Raw genomic sequence first — 13,119 nt, forward strand, 5'->3', positions numbered from 1 at the left:
AGGCGGTCGCCCACCGACGCGACCCACAGCAGGACGCTGTGCGGTGAGCCGTCCGGCAGGAGCGACGCCAGGTCGGCTCGGGTGAAATCTGCGTCCGCGGTGTCATTGCGGGCCTCCGGCGAGCGATGCTCAGCAGGTGGAACTCGTGGAACGGCCCGCAGCGCGGGCGACCGGCTCGGCTCTGCGCCCACTGGCGCAGGTGCTGCTCGACGCCGCGTTCGACCGGCCGGGCGTCTTCTCCGACGAGCTGGGACGGGTGACGGGCGAAGAGCTGTGGGAAGCAGGCCTTCTGCACCGGGTCACACCGGCCGTCGCGCGTGCCGTGCGGGGCTGGTCCGAGGTCCCCGAGGCATGGCGGGCACCGCTGGAGGTGGGGCGCAACCGGCAGATGCTCCGCCACCTGCGGGCGCTGGAGGACCTCAAGGTCCTCGGCGCGGCCCTGGACCGGGCTGGCATCGCCTGGGTTGTCGTCAAGGGCGCGACCCTCGCCTCCGTCGTCTGGCCGCACGCCGACATGCGCGAGTACTACGACCTGGACCTGCTCGTGCAGCCCGCGGCGTTCCGGGACGCCGTCGAGATCGTCGAGGCCGAGGGCGGCCGGCTCCTCGACCGCAACTGGCCGGCGCTGCGGGCGTCGCGACGCGGGGAGCTGGCGATGGTGGGTCGCCACGGCACGCACGTGGACCTGCACTGGCACCTCGCGGTCGCGCCGTCCGTGCGCCGGGCCTTCGCCCTCGACGTCGACGCGATGCTGGCGCGACGGCGCCACCGTGAGCTCTCGGCCACCTCGGTGCCGATGCTCGACCCCGAGGACCAGGCGCTGCACGTCGCGGTCCATGCCGCCCAGGCCGGTGCGAACCGGCTGATGTGGCTCGCCGACGCCTACTACGCCGCGCAGCAGGTCGACTGGGACGTGCTGTGCGACCGCTCCCGTGCCGCGCGTGCGGAGGTCCCGGTGGCCCTCGTCCTGGACCGGGCGTACCGCGTCGCCGGGGAGCCAGGAGTGCCGCACCCCGGTTTCGAGCGTGCCGCCGCGGGATCCTGGGGCCGGCTGGCCCGCGCACGCGACGCCCGGCACCCCTTCCCCGGGCTCCCGGGAGACCCCCGGCTCGGCGGCGCCGTGTACAGCGCCGCGCGAGCGTCGGTCGTCGCCAGCGCAGGCCACCTCGTCGCGCTGCACGCCCGGGCACGCCGGGACGGCTGGCGTCATCGGACCGGGCGCGACGTCGCGTGGCCGCTCCAGCAGGACGTGCCCGACGCCGGTGCCCGGGACGCGTACTTCGCCGCCGCCGCGAGCGGTGAGCGACGGTGAGCGCCGTCCGGACCGCCACGGGCGACGGCGAAGCTGGGCGCGGTGGTTCGGTCACCGCCAAGGGACGACGGCTGGTCGACCTCGTGCGCCGTTCGACCAGGATCGTGTGGCGGTGCAGCCCTGGCCTCTTCATGACGCTCGTGGCACTGCAGGTCACCGCCGCCGTGGCGCTCGCCCTGCAGGTGCTGGTCGTCGCGCAGGTACTCGAGCGGATCCTGGACCTGCCCGACGCCGGCATCACGCCGGGCCTCGTGTGGTCGGTGGTGGCGCTCGCGAGTCTCATGGCGCTCGGCTCCGTCGTCACCGTGGCGCAGGGCAGCGTGCGGCGGCTGGTCGGCGAGCTGGTGGCCCGCTCCATGGCCGAGAAGGTGCAGGACGTGGCGACCACCGTACCGCTGCGCAACTTCGAGTCCCCGGAGTACTTCGACAACCTGCAGCGCGTGCGGCAGAGCGCCATGTCCCGGCCGTTCCAGGTCACGCAAGGGCTGTTCACCGTGATCGGGGCGCTGGCCGCCTGCCTCGGTGTCGGGGCGGCGCTCGTCTCGCTGTACCCGTGGCTGCTCCCGCTGCTCGCGGTCGGCGCCGTCCCGGTGCTGCTGACCAGCCGCCGCGAGAGCGCGCTGGAGTTCCGGTTCTCCGTCGACCAGACGACCAACCAGCGCGAGCGCACCTACGTCAACTACGTGCAGACCAGCCGGGACGAGGCGAAGGAGATCCGGGCCTTCCAGGTGGCGCCCTGGTTGCGCGAACGGTTCCGCGCCCTGTACGACACGTACCTCGCGGCGTTGCGCCGGCACCTCGGCCGTCGGCTGCGCCTGTCGGTGCTCGGTCAGACGCTGTCCGGTCTCGTGCTCGTGGCCACGCTGCTGCTCCTGGTGCTGCTGATCTCTCGTGGCGAGGTCAGCGTCGCCGACGCAGGTGCCGCCATCGTGGGGATCCGCGCCCTGCAGGGGCAGATCCAGGGGCTGGTGGGCGGCATACAGCAGATCCACGAGTCAGGGCTCTACCTCGACGACCTCGAGGCCTTCTTCCGGCACCACGAGGACGAGGCCTCCACGGTTCCCCGCGCCGTCGACGGGATGCCACCGTTCGCGGGGGTCCGGATCGACGGCGCGACCTTCCGGTACCCCGGCGCGTCGGTCGAGGCGCTGACCGACGTGTCGATCGAGGTGGGACCGGGGGAGGTGGTCGCCGTCGTCGGGGAGAACGGGTCGGGCAAGACCACAGCGGCGAAGGTGCTGGCCGGGCTGTACGAGCCGGACGACGGCACGGTGCTCTGGGGTGAGACGCCGTACAGCAAGCTTGCCGAGGACGACCTGCGCAGCCGGGTCGCGGTGATCTTCCAGGATTTCGTCCGCTACGCGTTCTCCGCGGCGGAGAACATCGCGCTCGACGGTGCCGGGCCCCAGGCCCGCCGTGACCCGCACGGCGCCGAGCAGGTCCGGCAGGCCGCACGAGCCGCCGGGGTGGACGGCGCCCTGGCCCGCCTGCCGCACGGATATGCCACGCGCCTGTCACGGATGTTCGACGACAGTTCGGACCTGTCCGGCGGGCAGTGGCAGCGGGTCGCCATCGCCCGCGCGTTCTACCGTGACGCCGACCTGGTCATCCTCGACGAACCGTCGGCGGCGCTGGACCCGCGGGCCGAGCACGCCCTGTTCACCTCGCTGCGGGAGACCCTGCGCGGCCGGTCAGCCCTCTTCATCTCGCACCGGTTCGCCACTGTGCGGGGAGCGGACCGGATCTACGTGATGGACTCCGGGCGGGTCGTCGAGTCCGGTACGCACGCCGAGCTGATGGCCGAGCGCGGACTGTATGCCGAGCTGTTCGACCTTCAGGCCGGGGCGTACTTCCCGGACGGCTGGTCCAGCGCCGCCCCCTGATCGCCCAGCGCCGCGACCAGCTCGGCTCCCAGGCGCTCGCGGAACGGCGGCCCCCACGGCACCTGGGCGGTGAAGACGGGGACGTTCGCGGCGAGGGTCGACACCCCGGCGAACTGCGCTGCGGTGACCTGGGGGTCCTGCCAGCCGAGCAGGCGTGGGAACTGCATGAGGGCGAACGCCGCGTCGGCTCCGCGGACCTGGTCGACCTGCAGCTCGTCAGCGTCCCGCCGGGGGAGCGGGACCACGAGCGCGCGGAGCGGGACGCCGTCGTCGGCCGGACGTCCGGGTGCCAGCAGGTCGCGTCCGTCGGCGCTGCGGCCCTGGTGCGGGGAGTCCGCACCGAATCTCTCGGTCAGGGTGTCGGCACCCTTGCGCAGGCGCAGCTCGGTGGCGCCGAGCCGGGCGACCGCGTTGCTCCCGGGGTCGTCGACCCGCAAGACGTCGTCGGTGACGAGCGCTCCACCCTCGGCACACAGCAGCGCCGCCATCGTCGACTTGCCCATGCCCGACCGCCCGACGAACCCGACCGCCGCGCCACCGAGCTGGACGGCGCTGGCGTGCAGGACGACGTGCCCGCGCAGGTACAGCTGGAATGCCATGAGCGCACCGGAGGCGAGCACCCGTGCCACGCCGGTGTCGGCGCCCTCGACCACGTGCCACGAGACGTCCTCGAGGTTCGGCCCGAGCACGAAGTCGCAGGTGCCGTGGAACCTGAGCACGTAGCCGTCTGCGGTCCGCGTCGCCGTGTACCAGGGGCGCTCGGGGCTGGCGTAGTGCAGGAGGACATGACCCGGGGGATCGTCGAACGTGTGGCTGCGGTCCGCCCCGCGCCGCAGCCGGACGCGGCCGTCGGCGGCGACGGTCCCGGTGCGGGAGGGCATCGGGACGTCGCTGTCGATGGACAGTCCGTAGAGCGTGGTGGTCATGCAGGGCTCCCGATCCGTGTCTGGTCGAACTCCAGGTACATCCACGTCGCGCCCTCGGGGTCGAGGTCGGCACCGTCGATGCGGAGCCAGGCGTGCGCCCGCAGCTCGGTACCGTCGCGCCGCACACCCAGCACGATCTGCGGGTCGCGGGAACGCAGCGTGCGGCCCAGCAGCAGGGCCGTGCGCAGGCACGTGCCGTTGACCCAGCGCAGGCGCAGGACGCGCCGGTCGATGCGCAGCGCGCGCAGCTCGTGGGACGTGAGCTGCGTGGTGTCGAAGGCTGGGCGGGCCGTCGAGCCCGGAGCGCCGCCGAGGCGCAGGCCGAGCAGAGCGGCGGTCCGCCGCAGGCCGAGCGTCCGCAGACCAGCTTCGGCCACCAGGTAGACCGATGCCGACTGGACTGCTCGCAGCAGGCCGGTGACGCGCCGTCGCGCGTTCACGCGGCGCCCTCGGCGGGGCTGCGGACCTGGCTGGCGAGCCAGGCGGACTGGAGCAGCAGACCGGTGGGGCCGGGTGGACGCTCGCTCGACCATGCCTCCTGCAGGGCCTCGGCGTCGACGAGGTCGTGCGGCACACCCCTGCCGTCCCAGTTCCGGGCGAACTCCCGGGTGGCCTCGCCGAGGTAGGCGAGGGTGAAGGTCGCCTTGGAGGTGCGCGCGAGGACCGTGTCCGGGAGGACGTCGCGGAAGACTGCTCGCATGCCGTCGGTGCGCGAGGAGAAACCTGTCGGGTGCCGGTGGGCGACGGCAGCGAGGAAGGTCGGGTCGAGCAGCGGGTGGGTGACCACCGCGTCGTGCTCGGCGGCCAGCGCGGAGTAGGTCCGGAAGAACTCGGTGACCGATCGCCGGCGCGCGACCCACCGCAGCGAGCCACCGAAGGCCAGCGGCTCGGCGAGGTCGTCGGCGCACACGCGCTCGGCGAGCTCGCGCCGCGCGTCGGCCCGGAGCCATGGCGTCGTGAACGGCATGGCGTGCTGCCGGGAGCGGAGCAGGCCGGGAGCGAGAGACGTCACCGCTGCTCGGCGAGGGCTGCCGGGGGCGAAGGGATGCAGTGCAGCTCGGCGCAGCGGCCGGATGCGGCGGTCGCCGAAGACCTCGTCGCCTCCCTCCCCGGTGAGGACGGCGCCGCCGGCGCACCGCTCGAGCAGCGGCCAGCGTGCGTGCATCGTGGCCGGCCAGAGCAGGCCGTGGCGGCGCAGGCTGTCCTGGGCTGCCGGCCCGAGCAGGTCGTTCTCGGTGGTGACGGGCAGGCGCCACCAGTCGCGGAGCCCCAGGTGGCTGACGACGGCGTGCTGCCAGTCGGACTCGTCGGCCTCGGCGATCCCCGGATAGACGAACGTCACCGGGATCGGGTCTGGTGCGCCGGCCAGGGCGGTGGCTCGGCATGCCGCGGCCAGGACGGCCGAGGAGTCCCGGCCTCCCGAGAACGTGACGAAGATCTGGCGCGTGCCGGCGTGGCGCGCGATGGCCGTGACGAGGGTGTCGAGGGCAGACGCCGACGTCCGTCGTCGGGGCGGGGGCTCGACCAGGCCGGGCATCCAGGACCAGGCGATCTCGTGCGGCGTGGGTCGATGGACGTCGAGAGTCATGTCGGTCTCCGCGCCGGTCGGCGGCACCCGCGACGGTGCCGCGGGGCCGCCGACGTGCTGCGGGAGAGGGTCAGGAGACCCCGCCACCGCCGTCGTCCTTGGGGCCGCGGAACAGGTCGCCGTCGAAGTTCCAGTCGAGTTGGCCCTCGAGCGTGACGTCGGCGACCGTGCCGACCTCGCGGATGCCGGGCGCTTCGTACATGGGAGTACCTCCTGGTTGTCGTGCCGGACGAATTCAGTATTGCCAGCGCGCTCGAGCCGCGGCAGACGCGGCGAGGGTGAAAAGGGCTGGTGAGCGGGTGAATGGCGGGCGCCTGCGGATGAAATCGCTCGATCGGCCGGTGAGGCACTTCCAGCGGTGGTTTGATGCCTGCGGACGACCGCGACGATCGGAGAACACCATGCGGCTGCGGGCAGACGGGTTGACCTGGCAGGAGGTCGACGGCGAGCTGGTGCTCCTCGACCTGAACACCTCGAAGTACCTGACGACCAACGCGGCCGGCACCCTGCTCGCCCAGACGCTGGCCGACGGCGCCACCGAGGACCAGCTCGTCGGTGCGCTCGTGGACGCCTACGGGATCGACGAGTCCGTCGCGCGGGCCGACACCGCGAGCTTCCTCGCGGACCTGCGCGACCAGGACCTGCTGCGCGACTGACGTCCCCGACAGACCAACGTGCGTGCCGGCTCGTGACAACTCCTGCCGGACACCGTGATGAGCCGGCACGCACGTTGCCCGTACTGATCCGGCGATGAACGCCGGAGGACCGCTGTCGCGGTAGATAACGATTTCGCAGCGGTTCGTTCAGCCATTGACCTTAAATCGGCGCCCCCGTAGCGTGCCGGATGACGGGGCGCGGCGCGCCTCGCCCGGGGCCGCGAGCATCGAGGCCGGTGCCCCGGTCGCACATCGCAAGGGAGCGACGATGAGGCTAAGGATCACCAGGACGGTCGCGGGGCTCACCGCGGCCGCGCTGGCGGCGAGCGGTGCAGCAGGTGCCGCCGTCATGGGAGCGTCAGCAGCGGTGGCGGACGACGCCGTCGTGCTGGAAAACGATTTCGACACGGCGTCGGACCCGTGGGGCCCGCGCGGCCCGGTCGAGCTCGAAATCACCGACGACGCGCGCACCGGCGCCGGCGCCCTCGCGGTGACCGGCCGCACGGGGGAGTGGAACGGCCCGGCCACGGACGTCAGCGGACTGTTCGCCGAGGACGGCGTGTACCAGGTCGAGGCCTGGGTCAAGTTGCCCGCCGAGGCGCCGGACGCCACCGACCTCCACTTCACCGTCCAGGAGACCTCCGCCGACGGCGACGCGTACACCTGGGTCGGTGGAGCGGTCAGCGCCACGGCTGACGAGTGGGTCCAGGTGGGCGGCACGTACACGATGCCCGCCGGCCTCACCGACGCCCAGCTCTATCTCGAGGCCGCCCCCGTCGGCGACGTCCACCCCGACTTCCTCGTGGACGACCTGGTGATCACCGGCCAGGAGGTCGACAGCAGCCTGCCCGACGGGTTCGTCCCCGGCGGAGCGGTCAGCCCCACCGCCACCCCCGTGTCCGCGGCGCAGCCCGGCACCGCGGGGGGCCCGGTCGCCGCGCTGACCTTCGACGACGGCCCGAACCCGGGCACGACGCCGGCGCTGCTCGACTTCCTCGCCGAGCACGACCTGCCCGCGACGTTCTGCGTCATCGGGCAGAACATCGAGGCCGACGGCGGCGCGGAGATCCTGCGCCGGATCGTGGACGAGGGGCACACCCTGTGCAACCACTCCACCGGTTACGCCGACATGGGCTCGATGACGCCGGAGCAGGCCCAGGCGGACATGATCGCCAACCTCGACATCATCCGTGACGCTCTCGGCGACCCGCAGGCCAAGGTGCCGTTCTGGCGCGCGCCGAACGGCTCGTGGGGCGCCACCCCGGGTGTCGCGGTGAACCTCGGCATGCAGCCGCTCGCGGTGACGAACACGATCGCCGACTGGGAGACGCAGGACGAGGCCACGCTGGCCGAGAACCTGCGCGCCGCGCTGACCGACGGCGAGCTCGTCCTGGTGCACGACGGCGGCGGCGACCGCTCCGGGTCACTCGCCGCGGTCGAGACCGTGGTCGCCGAGCGCCTGGCCGACGGCTGGGAGTTCACGCAGGTGCAGGGCACGCCCCCGGCGTCCGGCGCCGTGCTGAGCGCCGACTTCGAGGACGGCCTGGACGGCTGGGGCCCGCGCACCGGGGACGAGACCGACCCCACCGTGGAGATCACGACGGCGGACGCCGTCTCGGGCGAGGCCGCCGCGCTGGTCACCGACCGTGACGGGCAGGGCGACGGCATCGGCCGGGACGTCTCGGAGGCGCTGACCTCCGGGGTGCGCTACGAGTTCAGCGCACAGGTGCGGTTCGCCGAGGATCAGGAGGCGGACGCCGTCTGGCTGTCGCTGGCCACCACCGCCGACGGCTCGACGTCGTACGCGACGCTCGCGCAGTGGTCCGGTGTGACGGCGGACGGCTGGACCGAGGTCACCGGCTCCTTCCAGGCCCCGGCGGGCGAGGAGCAGGTCCTCTACCTCGAGACGGACTACAACGGCACCAACACGAGCGACATCCTGGTGGACGACGTCGTGGTCGCCGTGCCCGAGCCGGCGGTGGTCGAGGACCTCACGCCGATCAAGGACACCGTGCCGTTCGCGGCGGGCGTGGCGATCGACTCGCGAGAGACCAGCGGGTCGGCCGCAGAGCTGCTCCTGCGGCACTTCAACCAGATCACGGCTGAGAACCACATGAAGCCGGAGGCCTGGTACGACGACGAGCGCACGTTCCGTCCGCACCCGGAGGCGATCGCGCTGATGGACTTCGCGGCCGAGAACGACCTCGCGATGTACGGCCACGTGCTGACGTGGCACTCCCAGACGCCGGAATGGTTCTTCACCGACGACGCGGGGGAGCCGCTCACGGACTCCGCCGCCGACCAGCAGGTTCTGCGTGACCGGCTCCGGGAGCACATCTTCGCCGTCGTCGAGTGGCTGGCCACCTACGGCGAGTTCGGTGCCGACAACCCGGTGAACGCCTTCGACGTGGTCAACGAGGTCGTCTCTGACGGCGCCACGGACGACGGCCTGCGCCGCAGCGAGTGGTACCGGATCCTCGGCGAGGAGTTCATCGACCTGTCGTTCGAGTACGCCGACGAGGCCTTCAACGACCTCCACGCCGCCGACGGCGCGGATCGCCCGGTCAAGCTCCTCATCAACGACTACAACACCGAGCAGGGTGGCAAGCAGGACCGTTACGTCGCCCTCGTCGAGCGCATGCTCGAGCGCGGTGTGCCGCTCGACGGCGTGGGGCACCAGTTCCACGTCTCGCTCGCCACGCCGGTCTCGGCCCTGGAGACCGCGCTCGAGCGGTTCGAGAGCATGCCGGTCACCCAGGCCGTCACCGAGCTCGACGTCACCATCGGCACCCCCGAGACCGAGGCGAACCTCATCGAGCAGGGCTACTGGTTCCGGGACGCGTTCCGGATGTTCCGCGACCACGCCGACTCGCTGCACGCCGCCACGGTCTGGGGCCTGACCGACGGCCGTTCCTGGCGTGCCGACAACGGGGCGCCGCTGGTCTTCGACGATGCCTACCAGGCCAAGCCGGCCTACTTCGGGATCGTCGACGGCGACCTGCCCGTCCAGCAGCGGTCGGCCAACGTCTTCGCCGGCACCGTGGACCTCGACGGCTCCGCGGCCTCCTCGCCCCGGTGGGACCGCCTGCCGCTGCACGAGATCACCGCGGCCGGCGAGGACGTCGCCGGGTTCCAGCTGCGCTGGGCCGCCGACCACCTCACCGCCTACGTGTCCGTCACCGACGGTGCGGCCGAGGCGAGCGACGCCGTCACGTTCGACCTCGACGGCACGACCGCCGTCGTCGGCCGCGACGGCACCGTGACGGGGGATGCGACCGCCGAGGTCGTCGAGACCGACGCCGGGTACGACGTCGTGGCGCACCTGCCGCTCGGCGGCGTCGCCGAGGGAGACACGCTCGCCCTCGACGTCCAGGTGGACGACGGCGGCACGTCCGCCGGGTGGAACACCCCCGGCGCGTACGGCACGCTCTCGCTGCTCGAGGAGCTGAGCCACGTCGAGGTGGTCGAGGCGCCGGAGGCACCCACGGTGGACGGGGAGGTCGATGAGGTGTGGTCCGCGGCGAACGCCGTGACCACGGCGAACCGCGTCGAGGGGTCGGACGGTGCCGTGGGGACCTTCCGGACCCTGTGGACGGACGACACGCTGTACGTGCTGGCAGAGGTGCCGGACCCGGCCGTGGACGTCAGCGGCTCCGACCCCTGGATCCAGGACTCGGTGGAGATCTTCCTCGACGCCGGCAACGCCAAGAGCGGTGCCTACCGGGCTCAGGACACGCAGATCCGCATCAGCGCGGAGAACGTGGTGTCCTTCGGCACGGGTGACGCGGCAGAGCAGGAGGCCCGGCTGACCTCGGCGGCCACGCTGACCGAGGACGGCTACCTCGTCGAAGCCGCGATCGACCTGCTCGACCAGGGCGGTGCGGGGACGTTCCAGGGCCTGGACCTGCAGGTCAACGACGCCACTGACGGCGCCCGGACCTCGGTGACCACCTGGGCCGACCCGACCGGCACCGGCTACCAGTACACGCACCGCTGGGGCGTGGCCGAGCTGGTGGCGGCGCCCGTGCCGCCCGCGCCGGACTGGGAGTCCGGGCAGGTCTACACGGCCGATGACGAGGTGACTCACGACGGCGCCCTGTACCGCGCGTCGTGGTGGACCACCGAGGAGCCGGGCAGCTCGCCCTGGGGCTCGTGGCAGGAGATCGCCACGGCGTCGGACGGGACGGCGCAGTGGACCGACTCACGCATCTTCACCGCGGGCGATGTCGTCGTGCACGACGGCGACCGCTACGAGGCGAAGTGGTGGACCCGCAACCAGGCCCCGGGCGATCGGCACGGGCCCTGGAAGCCCTTGGGCTGACCCACCCCGCGAGGTAGTACGACTCGCGCCGAGGTAGCAGCGCTCGCGCCGAGGTAGTGCCCGGACGTCCCGTTCGGGCACTACCTCCGCGGACGGCGCCGTCCGGGCCGCGCTCAGGCCCCCGGGTCGGGCTCGGGCGCCTGTTCGAGCATGCCCGCGATGCGCTGCTCGAGAGCCTCGGTGGCGGCGTCCGGCAGCACGAGGATGCCCTCCAGCTCCTTGGTGGCCCGGCGGTAGGCCGACTGCCGCTCCACCTGGGTGGCTCCCTCGTCGTCGGCGAGCGCCAGGAGCTTCTTGGCTCGGTCGAGCGCCCGGCGCTCCTCGGAGGTGAAGTCGGAGGCCCGACGGCGCTTCGCCTCGCGCTCGGCGATGTCGAAGGTGAGCTGGTACTCGCGGACCGCCGCGCGGTAGCGCTCGAGCCGCTTCCGGTCGCGCAGCTCCTCCGGGTCGTCGGGCCGGAGGCCGTCGGCGTCGCGGCGGGCGCGGTGGAAGTCCACGGTGACCTGCTCGCGCATGTCGGTGATGACGGGGAACTCGAGGCTCTTCACGGCGTCGAGCTCGTACTCGAGCCAACGCTCGTTCGTGCGGTCGTGCTCGGCGAGCGTCCGGTCGATCTCGCTCGTGAGGGCTTCCTCCGCCTCGGCGGTGGCGAGCTTGTCGGCGTGCTTGAGCCGGTACAGCTCGATCTTGTCGCGGCGGCGGCGTTCGTCCCACTTCTGGGCGCCCTTGAACCATCCGCCGACGACGCCGCTCAGCGGAAAGACCAGCCACCAGTAGGAGCCGATGAAGTCCCAGAAGCCGTCCACCGCCATCACGATAGTGGGTGGGCGCCCGGCGGGTGGCCCACCACGTGGGCGCGGGCGCACCGGTTCCGGGACGGGGCTACGCTGGGGGCGTCAACCCTCCATCGTCGCGGGCGTCGGCGGTCCCGGGCGCATGCGTGCCTGAGCCGGGCCGCGGCGGCCCGCGTGCCCTCTCAAAGGAGCATCCGTGGCAAGCATCGAAGCCGTTGGCGCGCGCGAGATCCTCGACTCTCGCGGCAACCCCACCGTGGAGGTCGAGATCGCCCTCGACGACGGGACGTTCGCCCGTGCCGCCGTCCCGTCGGGCGCCTCCACGGGCGCCTTCGAGGCCGTCGAGCGCCGGGACGGCGACTCCGGCCGTTACCTGGGCAAGGGCGTCGAGGGCGCGGTCAACGCCGTCATCGACGACATCGCCCCGGAGCTCATCGGGTACGACGCCGAGGAGCAGCGCCTCATCGACCAGACGCTGATCGAGCTCGACGGCACCGCGAACAAGGGCAAGCTGGGCGCGAACGCGATCCTGGGCGTCTCCCTCGCGGTGGCCAAGGCGGCGGCGAAGAGCGCGGGCCTGGACCTGTTCCGCTACGTCGGCGGCCCCAACGCCCACGTGCTGCCCGTGCCGATGATGAACATCCTGAACGGCGGGTCCCACGCGGACTCGAACGTGGACATCCAGGAGTTCATGATCGCCCCGATCGGTGCGGACACCTTCAAGGAGGCGCTGCGCACCGGCACCGAGGTCTACCACGCGCTGAAGTCGGTGCTGAAGGCCGAGGGCCTGGCCACCGGTCTGGGTGACGAGGGCGGCTTCGCCCCGAACCTGTCGAGCAACCGTGCGGCGCTCGACCTGATCATCACGGCGATCGAGAAGGCCGGCTACACGCCGGGCTCCGACGTCGCGCTGGCGCTGGACGTGGCCGCGACCGAGTTCTTCTCGGACGGCTCGTACCAGTGGGAGGGCGGCGCCAAGACGCCCGACGAGATGGTCGCGTTCTACGAGGGGCTCGTGGCGGACTACCCGCTGGTCTCCATCGAGGACCCGCTGTCCGAGGACGAGTGGGACTCGTGGTCCGCGCTCGTGGCGAAGGTCGGCGACAAGGTGCAGATCGTCGGTGACGACCTGTTCGTCACCAACCCGGAGCGTCTCGCCAGGGGCATCGAGACGAAGGCCGCGAACTCGCTGCTGGTCAAGCTCAACCAGATCGGCTCCCTCACCGAGACGCTCGACGCTGTGACGCTCGCGCAGCGCAACGGCTTCACCACGATGACCTCGCACCGTTCCGGCGAGACCGAGGACACCACCATCGCGGACCTGTCCGTGGCCACCAACGCCGGTCAGATCAAGACCGGCGCCCCGGCCCGTGGTGAGCGCATCAACAAGTACAACCAGCTCCTGCGCATCGAGGAGGCGCTCGACGACGCCGGCCGGTACGCCGGTCGCTCGGCGTTCCCCCGCTTCCAGGGCTGACGCACTCGGCCTTCCCAGGCCCGACGACGGCCGGTCATCTCCGCGTGAGGTGACCGGCCGTCGTCGTCCCCGCCCGCTGTGGCGTTTTACCGATGTCGGTAGTTCGTGTCGAGATCGGCAGTGCGCACTGCCGATCTCGACACGAACTACCGACATCGGTAA

The 13,119-nt window shown here is 72.3% G+C and carries 10 protein-coding genes; 5 read left to right on the forward strand and 5 right to left on the reverse strand.

The window, feature by feature from the left end; translation table 11 throughout:
* The first annotated feature begins 136 nt into the window (after positions 1-136).
* Entirely contained in the window at positions 137-1,312 is a 1,176-nt protein-coding gene (locus ACWAT2_RS13205; protein WP_402374497.1) for a nucleotidyltransferase family protein, read from the forward strand.
* Positions 1,309-3,195, forward strand: coding sequence for an ABC transporter ATP-binding protein (locus ACWAT2_RS13210; protein WP_402374499.1), 1,887 nt, complete (start codon positions 1,309-1,311; stop codon positions 3,193-3,195). The genes ACWAT2_RS13205 and ACWAT2_RS13210 overlap by 4 nt, the downstream gene beginning before the upstream one ends.
* Here ACWAT2_RS13210 and ACWAT2_RS13215 read toward each other — a convergent pair.
* From ACWAT2_RS13215 to ACWAT2_RS13230, 4 genes are all read right to left on the reverse strand, one after another.
* Positions 3,147-4,121, reverse strand: coding sequence for a hypothetical protein (locus tag ACWAT2_RS13215; RefSeq protein ID WP_402374501.1), 975 nt, complete (start codon positions 4,119-4,121; stop codon positions 3,147-3,149). The two genes, ACWAT2_RS13210 and ACWAT2_RS13215, sit on opposite strands and share 49 nt — an antisense overlap.
* Entirely contained in the window at positions 4,118-4,561 is a 444-nt protein-coding gene (locus ACWAT2_RS13220) for a lasso peptide biosynthesis B2 protein (RefSeq protein WP_402374503.1), read from the reverse strand. Before ACWAT2_RS13220 ends, ACWAT2_RS13215 begins: the two co-directional genes overlap by 4 nt.
* Positions 4,558-5,709, reverse strand: coding sequence for an asparagine synthase-related protein (locus tag ACWAT2_RS13225; protein ID WP_402374505.1), 1,152 nt, complete (start codon positions 5,707-5,709; stop codon positions 4,558-4,560). The genes ACWAT2_RS13220 and ACWAT2_RS13225 overlap by 4 nt, the downstream gene beginning before the upstream one ends.
* 70 nt (positions 5,710-5,779) lie before the next feature.
* Complete coding sequence (locus ACWAT2_RS13230) at positions 5,780-5,911, reverse strand: lasso RiPP family leader peptide-containing protein (RefSeq protein WP_402374507.1); 132 nt, start codon at positions 5,909-5,911, stop codon at positions 5,780-5,782.
* A 199-nt stretch (positions 5,912-6,110) separates the two neighbouring features.
* Here ACWAT2_RS13230 and ACWAT2_RS13235 point away from each other — a divergent pair, with 199 nt between their 5' ends.
* Positions 6,111-6,365, forward strand: coding sequence for a PqqD family protein (locus ACWAT2_RS13235; RefSeq protein WP_402374509.1), 255 nt, complete (start codon positions 6,111-6,113; stop codon positions 6,363-6,365).
* A gap of 268 nt (positions 6,366-6,633) precedes the next feature.
* Positions 6,634-10,686: an endo-1,4-beta-xylanase gene (locus ACWAT2_RS13240; protein WP_402374511.1), complete on the forward strand. Its 4,053-nt coding sequence runs from the start codon at positions 6,634-6,636 to the stop codon at positions 10,684-10,686.
* Positions 10,687-10,799: 113 nt separating this feature from the next.
* Here ACWAT2_RS13240 and ACWAT2_RS13245 read toward each other — a convergent pair whose 3' ends face one another.
* The gene (locus ACWAT2_RS13245) at positions 10,800-11,492 is read right to left on the reverse strand and encodes a hypothetical protein (protein WP_402374513.1); all 693 of its coding nucleotides are present in this window, start codon (positions 11,490-11,492) and stop codon (positions 10,800-10,802) included.
* A gap of 184 nt (positions 11,493-11,676) precedes the next feature.
* Here ACWAT2_RS13245 and eno point away from each other — a divergent pair, with 184 nt between their 5' ends.
* Positions 11,677-12,957: a phosphopyruvate hydratase gene (eno, locus tag ACWAT2_RS13250; protein ID WP_402374515.1), complete on the forward strand. Its 1,281-nt coding sequence runs from the start codon at positions 11,677-11,679 to the stop codon at positions 12,955-12,957.
* Positions 12,958-13,119: the final 162 nt, after the last annotated feature.

The organism is Isoptericola sp. GX10416, assembly GCF_056590155.1.